We start from the raw sequence: 19,107 nt of genomic DNA, 5'->3' as shown, positions 1-19,107 counted from the left end.
CCTTACAGCTTCATCAGACTGGCGTCGTCGACCGAGGCCGAGTGGCGGGAGCGGAAGATCGTCACGATGATCGCCAGTCCGACCACGACCTCGGCGGCGGCGACGACCATCGTGAAGAACGCGATGATCTGGCCGTCGAGGTTGCCGTGCAGCCGGGAGAAGGCGACGAGCGCGAGGTTGGCCGCGTTCAGCATCAGCTCGACGCTCATGAACACGACGATCGCGTTGCGCCGCAGCAGTACCCCGCTGGCCCCGATGGTGAACAGCAGCGCGGCCAGATAGAGGTAGTTGACCGGGTTCACTTGGCGGCCTCCCTGTCACGGTCTCCGTCGCGGTCCCCGTCCCGGTCCACGGCCGGGGAGTCGTCCGAGACGTCCTTGCGTACGTCCGCCGCGTCGCGCACCTCCCGGCCGCCGCCTCCGCCCGGGCCGCCGCGGGCGGTGCTCTCGCCCCGGCCCAGGTACTCCCCGGTGCGCCGCTCCAGCGCCGCCAGGTCGGCCAGGGCCTTGCGGGAGACGTCCCGGACCTGGCCGCGGGAGCGCAGCGTGTCGCTGACGGTGAGTTCGGAGGGAGTGCCGTCCGGCAGCAGGCCGGGGATGTCCACGGCGTTGTGCCGGGCGTACACGCCGGGCGCGGGCAGCGGCGGAAGGTGCTTGCCCTCGCGGACCCGCTTCTCGGCCAGTTCGCGCTGGGTGTCGCGGCGCTCGGTGCGCTCGCGGTGGGTGAGCACCATGGCGGCGACGGCCGCGGTGACCAGGAGCGCGCCGGTGATCTCGAAGGCGAACACGTAGTCGGTGAAGATCGACCGGGCCAGGCCCTGGACGTTGCCGCCCGCGTTGGCCTCGGCCAGGCCGGTGAAGGTGCCGACGGAGGCGTTGCCGATGCCGCCGACCAGCAGGATGCCGAAGCCGAGTCCGCACAGGGCCGCCATCCAGCGCTGGCCCTTGATCGTCTCCTTCAGCGAGTCGGCGGCGGTGACACCAACGAGCATCAGCACGAACAGGAAGAGCATCATGACCGCGCCGGTGTAGACGACGATCTGCACGATGCCCAGGAAGTAGGCGCCGTTGGCCAGGTAGAACACGGCCAGGACGATCATCGTCCCGGCCAGGCAGAGCGCCGAGTGCACCGACCGCTTCATCAGCACGGTCCCGAGTGCGCCCAGCACCGCGACGGTGCCCAGGATCCAGAACTGCACCGCCTCGCCGGTGGAGGTGGTGGATGCGGCCAGCAGGGTGCCGTTCACTTCTCGCTCACCGCCTCGGAGGCCGGCTCGTCGGGGCCGAAGGTGTCGGCGGCGGCCTGCGGAGGCTCGTTCTTGGGGTTCTCGGAGTGGGCCTCCTGCCGGACCGTCCCCGGAGCGGCCTCGGTGACCAGCCCCCGGTAGTAGTCCTTCTCGGTCATGCCCGGGAAGATCGCGTGCGGGGTGTCGACCATGCCCTCCTCCAGCCCGGCGAGCAGCTCCTCCTTGGTGTAGATGAGCGACTCGCGGGTCCGGTCGGCCAGTTCGTACTCGTTGGTCATGGTCAGCGCCCGGGTCGGGCACGCCTCGACGCACAGGCCGCACAGGATGCAGCGCAGGTAGTTGATCTGGTAGACGCGCCCGTATCGCTCACCGGGCGAGTAGCGCTCCTCGTCGGTGTTGTCCGCGCCCTCCACGTAGATCGCGTCGGCCGGGCAGGCCCAGGCGCACAGCTCGCAGCCGACGCACTTCTCCAGCCCGTCCGGGTGCCGGTTGAGCTGGTGCCGGCCGTGGAAGCGCGGCGCGGTGGGCTTCTTCTCCTCGGGGTACTGCTCGGTGAGCCGCTTCTTGAACATGGCCTTGAAGGTCACGCCGAAGCCGGCCACCGGGTTCTCGAACTCAGGCATCGTCGGCCTCCCTGGCCTTGCCGGTCTCGCTGGACTCGCCGTCCGCCCCGGCCCCCACGCCCGCGGTCTCCCGCTCGCGGCGCGGCCGCCGACGCGGTACGGGCGGCAGGGTCTGTCCCGGCAGCGGCGGTACGGGGTAGCCGCCCGCCATCGGGTCGAAGGTCTCGGGTCCGGCCGCCTTCCCGGCCTCCTCCTTCTCCCCTGCGCGCTCGCCGCGTTCGCGGACGGCGTCGTAGACGAAGGACAGCAGGAGCAGCACCAGCGCCGCGCCGGCGACCCAGAGCACGATGTCGCCGAACTCGTAGCCCTCGTTGCGCAGCGCCCGCACGGTGGCCACCAGCATCAGCCAGGCCAGCGAGACGGGGATGAGGACCTTCCAGCCCAGCCTCATGAACTGGTCGTAGCGCACGCGCGGGAGCGTGCCGCGCAGCCAGACGAAGAGGAACAGCAGCAGGTTCACCTTGACGACGAACCACAGCAGCGGCCACCAGCCGTGGTTGGCGCCCTCCCAGTAGGTGCTGATGGGCGCCGGGGCGCGCCAGCCGCCCAGGAAGAGGGTGACCGCCAGGGCCGAGACGGTGACCATGTGGACGTACTCGGCGAGCATGAAGAACGCGAACTTGATCGACGAGTACTCGGTGTTGAAACCGCCGACCAGGTCGCCCTCGGACTCGGGCATGTCGAAGGGCGCGCGGTGCGCCTCGCCGACCATCGCCACCATGTAGATGAGGAACGACACCGGCAGCAGCAGCGCGAACCAGGTGTCGGCCTGCGCACCGACGATCGTCGAGGTGGACATCGAGCCGGAGTAGAGGAAGACCGCCGCGAAGCTCAGGCCCATGGCGACCTCGTAGGAGATCACCTGGGCCGTGGCGCGCACACCGCCCAGCAGCGGGTAGGTGGAGCCCGACGACCAGCCGGCCAGCACCGTGCCGTAGGCGGCGATGGAGGCGGTGGCCAGGATGTACAGGATCGCCACCGGCAGGTCGGTGAGCTGCATCGCGGTGCGGGTGCCGAAGATCGACACCTCGTTGCCGGGCGGGCCGAAGGGGATCACCGCGATGGCCATGAAGGCGGGGATCGCGCCGATGATGGGGGCCAGGATGTAGACGGCCTTGTCGGCCGCCTTGACGTTGACGTCCTCCTTCAGCATCAGCTTGACGCCGTCGGCCAGCGACTGGAGCATCCCCCAGGGGCCGTGCCGGTTGGGGCCGATGCGCAGCTGCATCCAGGCGACGACCTTGCGCTCCATCACGATGGAGATCAGCACGGTCACCATCAGGAACGCGAAGCAGAACACCGCCTTGAGGCCGATCAGCCACCAGGGATCGGTGCCGAACATCGACAGGTCCTCCTCGGCGAGGACCGTCGCCCCGGTGGCCAGGACGGACGGGCTCATCACGCCTCCACCCCCTTCGTCTCCTCCGGGCCCGCCGCGGCCGGGGCGGTCGCGGGGGCCGCCGACAGCTTCACGAGCCGGCCGGGCACGGTGCCCAGGTCGTCCAGGACGCCGGCTCCCGTGGAGTTCAGCGGCAGCCAGACCACGCGGTCGGGCATCTCGGTGACCTCCAGCGGCAGGGTGACCGTCCCGGCCGGGCCGGTGACGGTCAGCGCCTGGCCGCCCGCGACCCCGACCTCGGCGGCCGTGGCGGCCGACAGCCGGGCGACGGCGGCGTGCCGGGTGCCTGCGAGCGCCTCGTCGCCGTCCTGGAGTCGGCCCCGGTCGAGCAGCAGCCGGTGGCCGGCGAGCACGGCCTCGCCCGCGGTGGGCCGCGGGACCTGCCGGACGCCGGCCTCCGGCGCGTCGGCGCGGGGACCGTCCCAGACGCCCAGGCGCCGCATCTCGGCGCGGACGGTGCGTACGTCCGGCAGCCCGAGGTGGACGTCGAGGGCGTCGGCGAGCATGTGCAGCACGCGGTGGTCGGACTGGACGAGCCGGCGGGTCATCTGGTCGGGCTTGATGGCGGCCTCGAACGGCCGCGAGCGGCCCTCCCAGTTGAGGAAGGAGCCCGCCTTCTCCACGACCGCGGCGACGGGCAGGACCACGTCGGCCCGCTCGGTGACCTCCGAGGGCCGCTGCTCCAGGCTGACGACGAAGCCGACCTCGTCCAGTGCCCTGCGGGCCAGCGCCGGGTCGGGCAGGTCGGCGACCTCCACGCCTCCGACCAGCAGGGCCGCGAGCTCGCCGTTCGCGGCGGCCTCGACGATCCGGCCGGTGTCGCGGCCGAAGCGGGTCGGCAGGGCGGCCACGCCCCAGACGGCGGCCGTCTCCGCGCGGGCGCTCGGGTCGGTGGCGGGGCGTCCGCCGGGCAGCAGCGTCGGGAGCGCTCCGGCCTCGACCGCGCCCCGCTCGCCGGCCCGGCGCGGGATCCACACCAGGCGGGCGCCGGTGGCGGTGGCCGTCCGCAGGGCGGCGGTGAACCCGCCGGGCACGGCGGCCAGCCGCTCTCCGGCGATGATCACCGATCCCTCGGCGCGCAGCGCCTCGGCGGCCTTCTGCCCGGTCTCGTCGAGCCCGACGCCGCCGGCCAGCGCGTCCAGCCACTCGGTCTCGGTGTGGGGCGCGGCCGGCAGCAGCGTGCCGCCCGCCTTCCTCAGGCCCCGGGTGGCGTGGGTGGCCAGCGAGAAGACGCGCTGTCCGTGCTTGCGGTGGGCCTTGCGCAGCCGCAGGAAGACGCCGGGGGCCTCCTCCTCGGCCTCGAAGCCGACCAGCAGCACGGCCGGGGCCTTCTCCAGCGCGGAGTGGGTGACGCCGCTCCCGTCGGCGTCCAGTCCGCGTCCGGCGACGTGGGAGGCGAGGAAGTCGGCCTCCTCGGTGCTGTGGACGCGGGCGCGGAAGTCGATGTCGTTGGTGTCGAGGGCGACCCGGGCGAACTTGGCGTAGGCGTAGGCGTCCTCGGTCGTCAGCCGTCCGCCGGTGAGCACGCCGGTGCGGCCGCGGGCCGCGGCCAGCCCCCTGGCCGCGGCGTCCAGCGCCTCGGGCCAGCTCGCGGGCTCCAGCTCACCGGTGTCGGCGTTGCGCAGCAGCGGGTGGGTGAGCCGGTCGCGCTGCTGGGCGTAGCGGAAGGCGAAGCGGCCCTTGTCGCAGATCCACTCCTCGTTGACCTCCGGGTCGTCGGCGGCCAGCCGCCGCATGACCTTGCCGCGCCGGTGGTCGGTGCGGGTGGCACAGCCCGTGGAGCAGTGCTCGCACACGCTCGGCGAGGAGATCAGGTCGAAGGGGCGGGAGCGGAACCGGTAGGCGGCCGAGGTGAGCGCGCCGACCGGGCAGATCTGGATGGTGTTGCCGGAGAAGTAGGACTCGAAGGGCGGTCCCTCTCCGGTGCCGACCTGCTGCAGGGCGCCGCGTTCCAGCAGCTCGATCATCGGGTCGCCCGCGATCTGGTTGGAGAAGCGGGTGCAGCGTGCGCACAGCACGCAGCGCTCGCGGTCCAGCAGCACCTGGGTCGACAGCGGAACGGGCTTGGCGAAGGTGCGCTTGCGGCCCTCGAAGCGGCTGTCGGCCTGCCCGTGGGACATGGCCTGGTTCTGCAGCGGGCACTCGCCGCCCTTGTCGCAGACCGGGCAGTCCAGCGGGTGGTTGATGAGCAGCAGCTCCATCACGCCGCGCTGCGCCTTCTCGGCCACCGGGGAGGTCAGGTGCGTCCTGACGGCCATGCCGTCGGTGCAGGTGATCGTGCAGGAGGCCATGGGCTTGCGCTGGCCCTCGACCTCGACGATGCACTGGCGGCAGGCCCCGGCCGGGTCCAGCAGGGGGTGGTCGCAGAAGCGCGGGATCTCGATGCCGAGCAGTTCGGCGGCGCGGATGACCAGGGTGCCCTTGGGCACGCTGACCTCGATGCCGTCGATCGTCAGCGTCACCGCGTCCTCGGGAGCCTTGGGCGGCTCGGCCTCTCCGCCTCCGGAGGCCTTGGCGTCGGTGGTGACGGTCACGCGTTCACCTCCAGGTGTGCGGTCCTGTCGTCGGCCCACAGGGTCGACTTGGCCGGGTCGAAGGGGCAGCCCCGCCCGGTGACGTGCTGTTCGTACTCCTCGCGGAAGTACTTCAGGGAGGAGAAGATCGGGCTGGCGGCGCCGTCGCCGAGGGCGCAGAAGGACTTGCCGTTGATGTTGTCGGCGATGTCGGCGATCTTGTCGAGGTCGGACATCGACGCCTTGCCGGCCTCGATGTCGCGCATGAGCTGGACCAGCCAGTAGGTGCCCTCGCGGCAGGGGGTGCACTTGCCGCAGGACTCGTGGGCGTAGAACTCCGTCCAGCGGGTCACCGCGCGGACCACGCAGGTGGTCTCGTCGAAGCACTGGAGCGCCTTGGTGCCGAGCATCGACCCGGCGGCGCCGACGCCCTCGTAGTCCAGCGGGACGTCGAGGTGCTCGTCGGTCAGCAGCGGGGTCGAGGAGCCGCCCGGGGTCCAGAACTTCAGCCGGTGGCCGGGGCGCATGCCGCCGCTCATCTCCAGCAGCTGGCGCAGGGTGATGCCCAGCGGCGCCTCGTACTGGCCGGGTCCGGCGACGTGGCCGCTGAGGGAGTACAGCGTGAAGCCCGGGGACTTCTCGCTGCCCATCGTGCGGAACCACTCCTTGCCCCGGTTCATGATCGCGGGAACCGAGGCGATGGACTCGACGTTGTTGACGACGGTGGGGCACGCGTACAGGCCCGCGACGGCCGGGAAGGGGGGACGCAGCCTCGGCTGGCCGCGCCGGCCCTCCAGGGAGTCCAGCAGGGCGGTCTCCTCGCCGCAGATGTACGCGCCCGCGCCCGCGTGCACGGTGATGTCCACGTCCAGGCCCGAGCCGAGTACGTCCTTGCCGAGGTAGCCCGCCTCGTAGGCCTCGCGCACCGCGGCGTGCAGACGCCGCAGCACGGGGACGACCTCGCCGCGCAGGTAGATGAAGGCGTGGTTGGAGCGGATCGCGTGGCAGGCGATCACGATGCCCTCGATCAGCGAGTGCGGGTTGGCGAAGAGGAGGGGGATGTCCTTGCAGGTGCCCGGCTCGGACTCGTCGGCGTTGACCACCAGGTAGTGCGGCTTGCCGTCGCCCTGGGGGATGAACTGCCACTTCATGCCCGTGGGGAAGCCCGCTCCGCCCCGGCCGCGCAGACCGGACTCCTTGACGTAGGCGATGACGTCGTCCGGCTTCATCGCCAGGGCCTTGCGCAGGCCCTCGTAGCCCTCGTGCGCCCGGTAGGTCCGAAGCGTCCAGGACGTCGGGTCGTCCCAGAAGGCCGAGAGCACCGGGGCCAGCAGCTTCTCCGCTGATTCGGCGGTCATCACTTGCCCTCCTTCGCCACCGGACCGGCCGGGTTGTCGGGGTCGGAGGCGGCCGTCCTGCGCGGCGCGTCGTGGGAACTGGGGTGGGGGTCGGGCGCCTCGCCGGTCTCGGTGACGGGCTGCCCGGCCGAAGCGGGCGCCTCCCCGCCGCGCGGCGAGACCACCTTCGGCCCGCCCTTCTCGCCCTTGGCCAGCCTCAGTCCGGCCAGCGACGCCGGGCCCGCGCTGCCGCTCGCCTCGACGGCGCCGGGCCGCTCGTCGGGGAACCCGGCGAGGATGCGGGCGGTCTCCTTGAAGGTGCACAGCGGGGCGCCGCGGGTGGGCCGCACCTCGCGCCCGGCGCGCAGGTCGTCCACCAGCTTCCTGGCGCTCTCGGGCGTCTGGTTGTCGAAGAACTCCCAGTTGACCATCACCACGGGCGCGAAGTCGCAGGCCGCGTTGCACTCGATGTGCTCCAGCGTCACCTTGCCGTCTTCGGTGGTCTCGTCGTTGCCGACGCCGAGGTGCTCCTGGAGCGCCTCGAAGATGGCGTCGCCGCCCATCACCGCGCACAGGGTGTTGGTGCACACCCCCACCTGGTAGTCGCCCGAGGGCTTGCGCCGGTACATGGTGTAGAAGGTGGCCACCGCCGTGACCTCGGCCGTGGTCAGGTCGAGCATCTCGGCGCAGAACCGCAGCCCGGTGGGGGTGACGTACCCCTCCTCGGACTGCACCAGGTGCAGCATCGGCAGCAGTGCGGAGCGGCTGCCGGGGTAGCGGGCGATGATCTCCTTCGCGTCCGCCTCCAGCCGGGCGCGGACGTCGGCCGGGTAGTCGGGGGCGGGGAGCTGGGGCATCCCGAGCGATACGTCTGTCACCGGTCGACGCCTCCCATCACGGGGTCGATGGACGCGACGGCGACGATGACGTCGGCGACCTGGCCGCCCTCGCACATCGCCGCCATGGTCTGCAGGTTGGTGAAGGACGGGTCGCGGAAGTGGACCCGGAACGGGCGGGTGCCGCCGTCGCTGACCGCGTGCACGCCCAGCTCGCCCTTGGCGGACTCCACCGCTGCGTACGCCTGGCCCGGCGGCACCCGGAAGCCTTCCGTCACCAGCTTGAAGTGGTGGATGAGGGCCTCCATCGAGGTGCCCATGATGTTCCTGATGTGGTCCAGCGAGTTGCCGAGCCCGTCGGGGCCGAGCGCGAGCTGCGCGGGCCAGGCGATCTTCTTGTCGGCGACCATCACCGGGCCGGGCTCCAGCCGGTCCAGGCACTGCTCGACGATCCGCAGCGACTGGCGCATCTCCTCCAGCCGGATCAGGAAGCGGCCGTAGGAGTCGCAGGTGGTGTCGGTCGGGACGTCGAAGTCGTAGGTCTCGTAGCCGCAGTACGGCTGCGCCTTGCGCAGGTCGTGCGGGAGTCCGGTGGACCGCAGGATGGGGCCGGTGGCGCCGAGCGCCATGCAGCCGGCCAGGTCCAGGTAGCCGACGTCCTTCAGGCGTGCCTTGAAGACGGGGTTCCCGGTGCAGAGCTTGTCGTACTCCGGCAGGTTCCTGCGCATCTTCTTCACGAACTCGCGGACCTGGTCCACCGCGCCGGCCGGCAGGTCCTGGGCGAGGCCGCCGGGCCGGATGTAGGCGTGGTTCATCCGCAGGCCGGTGATGAGCTCGAAGAGGTCCAGGACCAGTTCGCGGTCCCGGAAGCCGTAGATCATCACCGTGGTGGCGCCCAGCTCCATGCCGCCGGTGGCGATGGCCACCAGGTGGGAGGAGATCCGGTTGAGCTCCATCATCATCACGCGGATGACGCTGGCGCGGTCCGGTACCTGGTCCTCGATGCCCAGCAGCTTCTCCACCGCCAGGCAGTACGCCGTCTCGTTGAAGAACGGCGTGAGGTAGTCCATGCGCGTCACGAAGGTCGTGCCCTGCGTCCAGTTGCGGTACTCGAGGTTCTTCTCGATGCCGGTGTGCAGGTAGCCGATGCCGCAGCGGGCCTCGGTGACCGTCTCGCCGTCGATCTCCAGGATGAGCCGGAGCACACCGTGCGTGGACGGGTGCTGCGGGCCCATGTTGACGATGATCTTCTCGTCGTCGCCCCTGGCGGCGGCGGTGGCGATCTCGTCCCAGTCGCCGCCGGTGACGGTGTAGACGGTGCCCTCGGTGGTCTCGCGGGCGCTCGCCTGTGACGCCGTGGGGTCCGTCGCGTGCGGGGTTGCGTGCGAGGTGCTCATCAGCTGTACGACCTCCGCTGGTCGGGAGCCGGGATCTGGGCGCCCTTGTACTCGACGGGGATGCCGCCGAGGGGGTAGTCCTTGCGCTGCGGGAAGCCCTGCCAGTCGTCGGGCATCATGATCCGCGTGAGCGCGGGATGGCCGTCGAAGACGATGCCGAAGAAGTCGTACGCCTCGCGCTCGTGCCAGTCGTTGGTCGGGTAGACCGAGACGATCGACGGGATGTGCGGATCGCCGTCGGGCACGCTGACCTCCAGCCGGATCAGCCGGTTGTGGGTGATCGAGCGCAGGTGGTAGACGGCGTGCAGTTCGCGTCCGGAGTCGCCGGGGAAGTGGACGCCGCTGACGCCGGTGCACATCTCGAAGCGCAGCGCGGGGTCGTCGCGCAGGACGCGGGCCGTGACCGGCAGGTGGTCGCGGGCGATGTGGAAGGTGATCTCGCCGCGGTCCACGACCGTCTTCTCGATCACCTCCTCCGGCACCAGGCCCTGCTCCTCGAGCGCGCCCTCCAGTTCGTCGGCCACCTCGTCGAACCAGCCGCCGTACGGCCGGCTCGCCGCGCCCGGCAGCCGGACGGTGCGAACCAGACCGCCGTAGCCGGAGGTGTCGCCGCCCTCCTTGGCGCCGAACATGCCGCGGCGGACGTCGATCACCTCGCCCGTCTCACCGCGCGGCGAGGGGACGGCGCCGTTGCCGCCGCCACCGTTGCTCTGCTCGTCGCTCATCGGAGCAGCCCCTTCATCTCGATCGTCGGAAGCGCCTTGAGCGCCGCCTCCTCCGCCTCGCGGGCGGCCTGCTCCCGGTTGACCCCGAGCTTCTCGCCCTGGATCTTCTGGTGGAGCTTGAGGATCGCGTCCAGCAGCATCTCGGGGCGCGGCGGGCAGCCGGGCAGGTAGATGTCGACCGGCACGATGTGGTCGACGCCCTGCACGATCGCGTAGTTGTTGAACATGCCGCCCGAGGAGGCGCACACGCCCATGGAGATGACCCACTTGGGGTTCGGCATCTGGTCGTAGACCTGCCGCAGGACCGGCGCCATCTTCTGGCTGACCCGGCCGGCCACGATCATCAGGTCCGCCTGCCTCGGCGAGCCGCGGAAGACCTCCATCCCGAAGCGGGCGAGGTCGTAGCGGCCGGCGCCGGTGGTCATCATCTCGATGGCGCAGCAGGCCAGGCCGAAGGTCGCCGGGAAGACCGACGACTTGCGCACCCAGCCCGCGGCCTGCTCGACGGTGGTCAGCAGGAAGCCGCTCGGCAGTTTCTCTTCGATACCCATGTGTACGCCCCTAGTCCCATTCCAGGCCGCCGCGCCGCCAGACGTAGGCGTAGGCGACGAAGACGGTGAGCACGAAGAGCAGCATCTCCACGAGCCCGAACAGCCCCAGGGCGTCGAAGGTGACGGCCCAGGGGTAGAGGAAGACGATCTCGATGTCGAAGACGATGAAGAGCATCGCCGTCAGGTAGTACTTGATCGGGAAGCGCCCGCCTCCCGCTGCCTGCGGGGTGGGCTCGATGCCGCACTCGTACGCCTCGAGCTTGGCCCTGTTGTAGCGCTTGGGGCCGACGATCGAGGCCATGACCACGGAGAAGACAGCGAAGGCTGCCCCGAGCGCTCCCAGTACGAGGATGGGCGCGTAGACGTTCACCGCTCCTCGCTCCTTCCAGTCGACGACGCTGCCGGCGGGCCGTTGCGGGCCGTTTTCGGACCGGTGTTCCGTTCACGAAGATCGCGTATATGTGAGGCAGTTCACAAGCCCGAGTCGACTGCATCCTATGCCCGTCCTTCTGTGATCTGCGACACGGGGTGGGGCAACAAGTTTGTGATCTCCACCACCTGACGAATGATCATGAAGCCGGATGGACGGCGATCTTCGCACGTGAAGCGGCCGACTGATCACCACACGTGACATTCCGGCGCGTCTTCGCTGGTCGGAGGGGGTGTGCTCTATCAAACGATGCCCACTACAGGCAAATTTGCCCTGGACACCCCGGCTTGGTAAATGGCGCGGAACGCACCTCCGGCGAGACCGGAGGGCGCGACTCCGGCACCGCCTCCACACCCCTCCGGGGGCCCGGGCGGCAAGATCGTGAATCCGTGCTCAATCTGTGACCTCCGCCACGCCCGGACCCCGCGGCGCGAGCCCTTCTTTGCGCGGGGAGGACCACCCGTGCTAGGCGCGCGGAGCGAAGTGGATCAATCGGACAATGTCATGGTCACGGCCTCTTAACGGGGCAATGATCGACTTCCGGGAGAGGCCTCCGGAGCACCACGCTCCGCCCAAAGTGGGCGCGTACACGCCGAGTGTGGCGTAACACACCTTTGTTGAACGGAACCTCCCACGGCTGATAGCCGTGGTGGCATGTCCCAGACCGCCCACATACCCAGCCACCGGAAACCCCGTCGAGCCGGCAGGAACCCCCTGCTGCGCACGGGCGTTGCCGGTGGCGTCCTCAGCACCCTCGCGGTGACCGCCGCGGCCGCCCCCTCCTCCGCCGAGGAGCGGGAGAAGGCCGCCGACACCGCGGAGATGCCCGTGATCGTCCCCGACGCGGCCACCGGCGCCCTGCGGGCCGCCGACGCCAACCGGACGGTCGCGACCCGGTACGAGGCCGAGGCCGCTCGGACCCTGGCCGCCGAGCAGGCCATGAAGCGGGCCGGGGAACTGGCCGAGAGGAAGAAGGCCGAGGCCGAGCGCAGGGCGGCGGAGGCCGCCGAGGCCGAGCGCGAGCGCGCCGCCCGGGAGCGCGCGGCGCGCGACTCCCGGCGCACCACCCTCGCCACCGCTCCCGCCGCGACCGACGCCCCCACCGCCTCCGCACCGGCCGGCAGCGGCAACGTGGCGACCCTGGTCGGCTTCCTGCGCGCGCAGGTCGGCAAGGCGTACGTCCTGGGTGCCACCGGCCCGAGCGCCTACGACTGCTCCAGCCTCACCCAGGCCGCCTTCCGCCAGATCGGGATCAGCCTCCCGCGGACCTCGCAGCCGCAGTCCACGGCGGGCACCCAGGTCCCCCTGAGCAGCGTGCGGCCGGGCGACATCCTCTACTGGGGCAGCGCCGGCAGCGCCTACCACGTCGCCGTCTACATCGGTGACGGCCGCTTCGTCGGCGCCCAGAACCCCTCCACCGGCGTCGTCGAGCGCGACATGAGCTACGACATGCCGACGGGCGCGGTGCGCGTGCTCTGACGCCACCCGGCGCCGAGTACGGCCAGGCGCCCCGCGCGCGAAGGGCCGTCCGGTCTTCCGGACGGCCCTTCGCGCGCTCCTCGGCGCACTCTCCCGCGCGCCGCCGCACGCACGATCGCGTGCGGCGGCGCGCTACGCGCGCGGGGCGACCTTCGTCAGCCCGTTGATGATCCGGTCCATCGCGTCGCCGCCCGTCGGGTCCGTCAGGTTCGCCAGCAGCTTCAGCGTGAAGCGCATCAGCACCGGGTGGGTCAGACCGCGCTCGGCGGCCAGCCTCATGACCTTGGGATTGCCGATCAGCTTCACGAAGGCGCGGCCCAGCGTGTAGTAGCCGCCGTAGGTGTCCTTGAGGATCCTCGGGTAGCGCCGCAGCACCAGCTCGCGCTGCGCCGGGCTCCGCCGGGCGTGGGCCTGGACGATGACGTCGGCCGCGATCTGCCCGGACTCCATGGCGTACGCGATGCCCTCGCCGTTGAACGGGTTGACCATGCCGCCCGCGTCACCGACCAGCAGCAGCCCCCGCGTGTAGTGCGGCTGCCGGTTGAAGGCCATCGGCAGGGCCGCGCCGCGGATCGGGCCGGTCATGTTCTCGGGCGTGTACCCCCACTCCTCGGGCATCGAGGCGCACCACGCCTTGAGGACCTCTCGCCAGTCCAGCTCCTTGAAGGACGAGGAGGTGTTGAGCACGCCCAGACCGACGTTGGAGGTGCCGTCGCCCATCCCGAAGACCCAGCCGTAGCCGGGCAGCAGCCGGTCCTGTGCCCCCCGCCGGTCCCACAGCTCCAGCCAGGACTCCAGATAGTCGTCGTCGTGGCGCGGCGAGGTGAAGTACGTGCGCACGGCCACGCCCATCGGACGGTCCTCGCGCCGGTGCAGACCCATCGCCAGCGACAGCCGCGTGGAGTTGCCGTCCGCGGCGACCACCAGCGGGGCGCGGAAGGAGACCGGCGTCTTCTCCTCGCCCAGCTTCGCCTCCACACCGATGATCCGGCCCGTGCGCCCGTCGGTGATCGGCGCACCGACGTTGCACCGCTCGTACAGCCGGGCCCCCGCCTTCTCGGCCTGCCGGGCCAGCTGCTCGTCGAAGTCGTCGCGCCTGCGGACCAGTCCGTAGTCCGGGAAGCTCGCCAGCTCCGGCCAGTCGAGCTGGAGCCGGGTGCCGCCGGCGATGATCCGCAGGCCCTTGTTGCGCAGCCAGCCCGCCTCCTCGGAGACGTCGATCCCCATCGCCACGAGCTGCTTGACCGCGCGCGGGGTCAGCCCGTCGCCGCAGACCTTCTCCCTGGGGAAGGCCGTCTTCTCCAGCAGCAGGACGTCGAGCCCGGAACGGGCCAGGTGGTAGGCGGTGGTGGACCCGGCGGGGCCGGCCCCGACCACGATCACATCGGCGCTGTGCTCGGAGGCTGCCTTCGAGGGGGACTCGGTCACGACGGACTCCCGCAAGACTCGGTATTCAACGTGCCGGTCGCGCCGGGCACTGGACGAGTGCAGTGTATGTGGGCGCCTCCGGCCCGCCGGGAAAGGGATGTGCGCGCGAACTCCCCCTCACGCACCGCCGATCGTTCCGCGCGCCCCGCCCCTTTCCCGTTCCCTTTCCCGCTCCCGGTTGCGGTCCCGGTCCTACGGGGCGAACCCCCGGTGCAGGGCGACGATCCCGCCCGTCAGATCGCGCCAGGCGACCTTCTCCCACCCCGCGTCCTGGAGCCTGCGGGCCAGGCCGGGCTGGTCGGGCCAGGCGCGGATGGACTCGGCGAGGTAGACGTAGGCGTCCGGGTTGCTGGACACGGCCTCCGCCACGGGCGGCAGGGCCCGCATCAGGTACTCGGTGTAGACCTTGCGGAAGGGCTCCCAGGTGGGGTGGCTGAACTCGCAGATGACGACCCGGCCACCGGACTTGGTCACCCGCAGCATCTCGCGCAGCGCGGTGTCGGTGTCGTGGACGTTGCGCAGCCCGAAGGAGATGGTGACGGCGTCGAACGCCTCGTCGGCGAACGGCAGTCGGGTCGCGTCCCCGGCCGTGAACGGCATCCACGGCTCGCGCTTCTTGCCCTCCCGCAGCATCCCGAGGGAGAAGTCGCACGGCACGGTGTACGCCCCGGCCGTCGCGAACGGCACCGACGACGTCCCCGTCCCGGCCGCCAGGTCCAGCACCCGCTCCCCCGGCCGAGCGTCCACGGCGCGGGCGACCTCGCGCCGCCACAGCCGGGCCTGCCCGAGGGACAGCACGTCGTTGGTGATGTCGTACCGGGCCGCCACCTTGTCGAACATCGCGGCGACTTCGTTGGGCTGCTTGTCCAGGGATGCGCGCGTCATACGCCCATCCTCCCAGCCCCACCCCCCTGCCCCCGCCCCGGCTCCCCGGCGCATGGGCGCACAGAGCTTTCGGACACCACCGCGAACCTGCCGGCCACCGTGAGGGCCGCGACCGTTCGGATCCGGCCGATCCGGCCAGGCCACGCCCAAGCCCTTTGCGATGCCACCGACGGGTGCGTTACACACTGCCTCCGTAGATGTACCGACTGCCACCACGGGGGGATCGTGTCGTTCGACGAAGAGTGGGCCCAACTCGTGGCCAAGGCCACGCGCGAGCAAGCGGCCCGCACCCGCCTCAACGGGGACAGCGGTGGGGGCGGCGGGAAGAAGCTCCGCGTCACCCCGAGCGAGCTCACCAAACGTGCGGGCAAGGCCGACACCGTCCGGGGCAACCTCGGCAAGGCGGACGACGCCACGATGAGGGAGACAGCGCAGGTCGCGGCCGGGCTGACCGGTTTCAAGTCCGCAGAGGCCTTCGCAACCTTCGCAGAGCGTTGGGAAGAGCAGATGAAGTACCTGCAAGGTCTGCTGAGCGACGGCGTCGCGAAGCCACTGCGTACGGCAGCGAACGATTTCCAACGCGAGGACGAGGACCGGGCCAAGGTAATCGACGGGCTGAAACTCGAAGAGGATGAGACGGGGAAGAAATGACGCTCGGTTACAGCACCGTCAAGAACGCCGATCTCGCCCCGCTGGCCGAGGCTGTCACCAAGTGGCGGAACCTGCCCGGTCAGTTCGACACCATCGCCACCTCCTTCAGGAACGGGGTGTCCAAGGCCCTGCGCACCTCCGACTGGGATGGGAAAGCCGCAGAAGCGGCCTTCAAGAAGTTCGACGAGGTGGAGAGGCAGTTCAAGAACGCCTCGGAGGAAGCCAAAGACATCCATCGCCTGCTCGACAGTGCGCTGGAGAACTTCCGCTCCGCCCAGAAACGCATCCATGACGTCACCAACGAGGTTGCCGAGGACAAGAACCTGAAGATGTCCTCCAGCGGCCTGGTGTACCTAGACCCGGATGACAAAAAAGAGCCCGGCCGGCTCGCCGTCCTCAAGCAGGCATACGAGGATGTGGTCCGCGGTTACAACGAAAAGATCAAGACGGCGCTCGCTGACGCCACCGAGGCGGATACAGCGCTGCACTGGGCCCTCTCGCAGGATCCCAACGGGCGCTCGTCCGGCTTCCACCCGGACATGTTCAACAGTGTCAAGGACGCTCAGCAGAGGCGCCGCGAAGCCCGAAAGGACGCCGATACCCTCGTCAAGCTCACTGCTCTCGGAAGAGAAATGACCGACGAGCAACTCAAGCAGTTCAACCGCCTGGCCAGGAAACATGAGGGCGACCCCTACTTCGCTGAGCGTTACGCGACCAAGGTCGGCCCCGAGGGAACCCTGCGCCTCTGGCAAGGCATCGCCGACCAGCGACGCCACTCCGACAAGGACGCGGTGAAGACCCTGGCGGACATCCAGAAGTCTCTGTCCCACACACTCGCCACCGCCTCTCACTCCGAGAGCGACGCCATGCGGGAGTGGAAGAGGGAGATGATCAGGCTCGGGGACGACCGTATCCAATTCACCCACTCAGGCGCGGCGGCGAACCTTCCGAGCCAGGGATCCTACGGTTTTTCCATCATGAGCAGCCTGATGCGCCATGGTGAGTACGAAACCGAATTCCTCAAAGAGTACGGCAACGAGCTCTACTACTTCGAAAAGGAACACAAGGGCGATCTCGAAGGTCTCTGGTACGTCGACGATCACAAAGCCCGTCTCAATTTTGGATCCGACGAAGGCAATGATCCCATGGCTGGCTACTTGGAGGCCCTCGGTCACAATCCGGAAGCTTCCAAGGCGATGTTCAACTCAGAACCCTGGGCTGCAAACGGAAACCACGAAAGCAACCTCAGCCCGTTCCTCGACTACCTGATGCGCGAACGTGACTGGCTCCAAGACCCGACGGCAGGCGAAGACGCCCACAAAGGTTACGGGTACGACGAATTTGGGCACGCACTGGAGTCGGCGACCCTCGGAGTCCCATACGATCGTCCCGATCTCGGCCTGAAGCGCGACGACATGACAGCGAACATCATGAGCCAAGTTGTCGCAGTCGTCAGCACAGACGCGAGTTTCGCTTCCGACAGGCCCGGAGTGGGGGACAGCTTGGCAAAGATGGGGGCTGGCTACATCGATGATCTGCACTGGGCTGTCTCTGACTTCGGGGGTGCGGACTACACAGAAGAAGCAAGAAACTCCGCTTTCCGCCACAAAGAAGGGGACGGCCATTTCAGCGTAAACGCCAGCACGGCCGAAAAATTCCTGGCTTCTGTCGGAGGAAACGAAGGCGGCTACGAAATACTTGCTTCAGCTCAGCAGGAGTACGTTGCCTCCCTGATGAGAGTTCAGCCTGAACCGAATGATGAGGCGAAGCTGATCCTAGAAGCAGGATCCAAGTTCAACGGAGTGATTGACGGTGCGCGAACCCTCGAAATCATGAATACATACGGGGACAACAAAGAAGAGGCAGAGCGCAAGTTGACCGAAGCTGCAGAGTGGGAAAAATTTGCCGTCAGTCAGGGAATCGGATTGGGCGCCGGACTTCTGACCCTTCCCTTTGGCGGTCCTACTGCTTCTGCAGCGGTAGCTTTCGCGGTTCCCGCCGTGGTGGAAGGGGTGGCGAGCGCCACGGAAACCCAATACGAAGTATCACTGAATCGCCAGCTAAAAGAAAAGATGGATAAATTCGAGGAGGAAAACAGGATAGACGTCATGGAATTCTATGACCGAGGGAAGGCCCGATCCGTGGACCCGCTCGACGCTTTCGTAAGCGCTCACGGGATTTCACCAGACAGCCCTTGGCTTCAGGAAATCAACCTCGAGGACAGATACGACACCGGACGCAACGATATTACACCGCTGTTTCGACAGTAGCCTGAGTCGCCGGCGAAAGGGTCGGGACACAGACAAGTACGGCTCCAAACGGAAGCGCTCGACCAGACTCCAGCAGGTAAGCAATCTTTTCGCCTCGAAGAGAGAATCACCAGAGAGACGGCCCAGTGGAGAAAAAGCTTTTTCGATTGCGCATCGCCTTCGCTTTCGGAAGCATCGCCTTGATGACATCATCTTGCTTCAGCGGAGACAGAGGAGATTCAGTCACCGCACAGGATGTATGCGGTGGCCTATCAGAGGCCGCCGCCTCCGCCATGGAAAAGATAACGGCGACAGAGGAATTCGGAAAGGATTCCGTCAGCGACAAAGGAGAGTTCACAGACGCCCTCTTGTCCGACCTGAAGGCAGGAAGAGAGGGAAAGAAGAGAGAGTTCTGCCGAGTCCACCCCGACAAGAATAAGGATTCACCCGTTCCGCGCATTCACTTCGGAATGCAAGACCGAGACGACATCCCCCCGGAAAAAGAAACAGCAGTCGTCGGCGAAGAAGATTTTCCTTTTGCCCTGCGGGCGACTTCCACCTATACGTCTGCTGACGTATATTTCGAGTGTCGCTCAACCAGCACAGAAAGAAATAGCAGAGAACACCCTGTAGTGCATGGAAAACTTTCCTACGGCCCTCGACTCGTAGGGGGGGAGGGTGGTTTGGACGCAATCAAACTGCACATGGACATACTTCAACATGTGGCGCGCAACATCGCGGGGGAACTGGGGTGCGAGGACCACGGGGACATCCCCGAGCGGGATGAGCCCTGGTAGGTCAGGCGCGGCGGTGGAGGAGGCGGCCGGCGAGGACCGTGGCGAGGCAGCGGCCGTCGGCGGTGTGGACGGCGAAGTCCGCGCGGGCGCCCGCGGAGAGGGTGGCGGGGCGGGGAGCGGGCAGGACGGTCAGACCGGAGCGCTGGACGGCGTTGCGGACCGCGGGGTGGCCGAAGGGACCGACGACGGAGGTGACGCCCTGGCGCAGCAGGCGTTGCAGACCGCGGCGGGCGCTGTGCCCCCAGCGCACCTCGTCCATCTCCAGGGCGGCCAGGGCCTCGCCCGTCAGCGGTTCGGTGTCGGGGATGCCGGGAAGGCCCACCTCACGCGGGTCCGGGTGGTAGGCGGCCTCCAGCCACGCCACCGCGTCCACCGCGCAGCGGCCGGGCGCAAGTTCGCCGGGCCAGTGGCGGACGCGGGCGGCCGGGTACGTCCCGGCGAGTTCGTCCGCCGGGCCGATCGCCGCGATCCTGTCGCCCTCGACCGCCACCGCGTACCCGTCCAGCCGCTCGCCGCCCTCGGCGGAGCGGACGGCGAGCGGGGTGTGGATGGTCAGCACGG

At 69.2% G+C, this 19,107-nt stretch carries 18 protein-coding genes; 4 read left to right on the top strand and 14 right to left on the bottom strand.

Annotated features, from left to right (window positions below; genetic code table 11):
- Nucleotides 1-2: 2 nt before the first annotated feature.
- The 11 genes from nuoK to BMY40_RS17010 are packed head-to-tail and all read right to left on the bottom strand — an operon-like array spanning nt 3 to nt 10,997.
- Entirely contained in the window at nt 3-302 is a 300-nt protein-coding gene (gene nuoK / locus BMY40_RS17060) for an NADH-quinone oxidoreductase subunit NuoK (RefSeq protein WP_093660472.1), read from the bottom strand.
- Nucleotides 299-1,246 carry an NADH-quinone oxidoreductase subunit J gene (locus tag BMY40_RS17055; protein WP_177214041.1) on the bottom strand — a complete coding sequence of 316 codons (948 nt, stop codon included), beginning with the start codon at nt 1,244-1,246 and terminating at the stop codon, nt 299-301. The genes nuoK and BMY40_RS17055 overlap by 4 nt, the downstream gene beginning before the upstream one ends.
- Entirely contained in the window at nt 1,243-1,869 is a 627-nt protein-coding gene (nuoI, locus tag BMY40_RS17050) for an NADH-quinone oxidoreductase subunit NuoI (RefSeq protein WP_093660470.1), read from the bottom strand. Before nuoI ends, BMY40_RS17055 begins: the two co-directional genes overlap by 4 nt.
- Nucleotides 1,862-3,268: an NADH-quinone oxidoreductase subunit NuoH gene (nuoH, locus tag BMY40_RS17045; RefSeq protein WP_093660468.1), complete on the bottom strand. Its 1,407-nt coding sequence runs from the start codon at nt 3,266-3,268 to the stop codon at nt 1,862-1,864. The genes nuoI and nuoH overlap by 8 nt, the downstream gene beginning before the upstream one ends.
- Complete coding sequence (locus tag BMY40_RS17040; protein WP_093660466.1) at nt 3,268-5,802, bottom strand: NADH-quinone oxidoreductase subunit G; 2,535 nt, start codon at nt 5,800-5,802, stop codon at nt 3,268-3,270. Before BMY40_RS17040 ends, nuoH begins: the two co-directional genes overlap by 1 nt.
- Nucleotides 5,799-7,139, bottom strand: a complete 1,341-nt coding sequence (nuoF, locus tag BMY40_RS17035) for an NADH-quinone oxidoreductase subunit NuoF (RefSeq protein WP_093660464.1) — start codon at nt 7,137-7,139, stop codon at nt 5,799-5,801. The genes BMY40_RS17040 and nuoF overlap by 4 nt, the downstream gene beginning before the upstream one ends.
- Complete coding sequence (nuoE, locus tag BMY40_RS17030; protein ID WP_093660462.1) at nt 7,139-7,975, bottom strand: NADH-quinone oxidoreductase subunit NuoE; 837 nt, start codon at nt 7,973-7,975, stop codon at nt 7,139-7,141. Before nuoE ends, nuoF begins: the two co-directional genes overlap by 1 nt.
- A 17-nt stretch (nt 7,976-7,992) precedes the next feature.
- Entirely contained in the window at nt 7,993-9,351 is a 1,359-nt protein-coding gene (locus BMY40_RS17025) for an NADH-quinone oxidoreductase subunit D (protein WP_093660460.1), read from the bottom strand.
- Nucleotides 9,351-10,076, bottom strand: coding sequence for an NADH-quinone oxidoreductase subunit C (locus BMY40_RS17020; RefSeq protein ID WP_093660458.1), 726 nt, complete (start codon nt 10,074-10,076; stop codon nt 9,351-9,353). Before BMY40_RS17020 ends, BMY40_RS17025 begins: the two co-directional genes overlap by 1 nt.
- On the bottom strand, nt 10,073-10,627 hold the full coding sequence (locus tag BMY40_RS17015) for a NuoB/complex I 20 kDa subunit family protein (protein ID WP_093660456.1): 555 nt from the start codon (nt 10,625-10,627) through the stop codon (nt 10,073-10,075). Before BMY40_RS17015 ends, BMY40_RS17020 begins: the two co-directional genes overlap by 4 nt.
- A gap of 10 nt (nt 10,628-10,637) precedes the next feature.
- The gene (locus tag BMY40_RS17010) at nt 10,638-10,997 is read right to left on the bottom strand and encodes an NADH-quinone oxidoreductase subunit A (RefSeq protein ID WP_093660454.1); all 360 of its coding nucleotides are present in this window, start codon (nt 10,995-10,997) and stop codon (nt 10,638-10,640) included.
- Nucleotides 10,998-11,711: 714 nt separating this feature from the next.
- On the opposite strand from BMY40_RS17010, the gene BMY40_RS17005 reads away from it, so the two are divergent.
- The gene (locus tag BMY40_RS17005; protein ID WP_093660452.1) at nt 11,712-12,536 is read left to right on the top strand and encodes a C40 family peptidase; all 825 of its coding nucleotides are present in this window, start codon (nt 11,712-11,714) and stop codon (nt 12,534-12,536) included.
- Between the two features lie 132 nt (nt 12,537-12,668).
- Here the strand turns inward: BMY40_RS17005 and BMY40_RS17000 are convergent, their stop codons facing one another.
- Nucleotides 12,669-13,964, bottom strand: a complete 1,296-nt coding sequence (locus BMY40_RS17000; RefSeq protein ID WP_177214040.1) for a geranylgeranyl reductase family protein — start codon at nt 13,962-13,964, stop codon at nt 12,669-12,671.
- A gap of 192 nt (nt 13,965-14,156) precedes the next feature.
- Nucleotides 14,157-14,849 carry a demethylmenaquinone methyltransferase gene (locus BMY40_RS16995; RefSeq protein ID WP_093660448.1) on the bottom strand — a complete coding sequence of 231 codons (693 nt, stop codon included), beginning with the start codon at nt 14,847-14,849 and terminating at the stop codon, nt 14,157-14,159.
- Between the two features lie 225 nt (nt 14,850-15,074).
- Between BMY40_RS16995 and BMY40_RS16990 the strand changes: the two genes are divergently transcribed.
- The 3 genes from BMY40_RS16990 (at nt 15,075) to BMY40_RS27775 (ending at nt 18,546) form a co-directional block, all read left to right on the top strand.
- Nucleotides 15,075-15,500 (top strand): type VII secretion target, encoded by a 426-nt coding sequence (locus BMY40_RS16990; RefSeq protein ID WP_093660446.1) that lies wholly within the window; start codon nt 15,075-15,077, stop codon nt 15,498-15,500.
- Complete coding sequence (locus tag BMY40_RS16985) at nt 15,497-17,770, top strand: hypothetical protein (protein WP_093660444.1); 2,274 nt, start codon at nt 15,497-15,499, stop codon at nt 17,768-17,770. The genes BMY40_RS16990 and BMY40_RS16985 overlap by 4 nt, the downstream gene beginning before the upstream one ends.
- Nucleotides 17,771-17,895: 125 nt before the next feature.
- Nucleotides 17,896-18,546, top strand: coding sequence for a hypothetical protein (locus BMY40_RS27775; protein ID WP_143071785.1), 651 nt, complete (start codon nt 17,896-17,898; stop codon nt 18,544-18,546).
- A gap of 1 nt (nt 18,547) precedes the next feature.
- Here the strand turns inward: BMY40_RS27775 and BMY40_RS16980 are convergent, their stop codons facing one another.
- Nucleotides 18,548-19,105, bottom strand: coding sequence for an imidazolonepropionase-like domain-containing protein (locus tag BMY40_RS16980; protein ID WP_093660442.1), 558 nt, complete (start codon nt 19,103-19,105; stop codon nt 18,548-18,550).
- Nucleotides 19,106-19,107: the final 2 nt, after the last annotated feature.

It is taken from the genome of Streptomyces radiopugnans, from assembly GCF_900110735.1.
Lineage (GTDB): Bacteria > Actinomycetota > Actinomycetes > Streptomycetales > Streptomycetaceae > Streptomyces > Streptomyces radiopugnans.
Note: the sequence above shows the minus strand (reverse complement) of the source record. Positions and strands in the feature narration are given on the sequence as shown.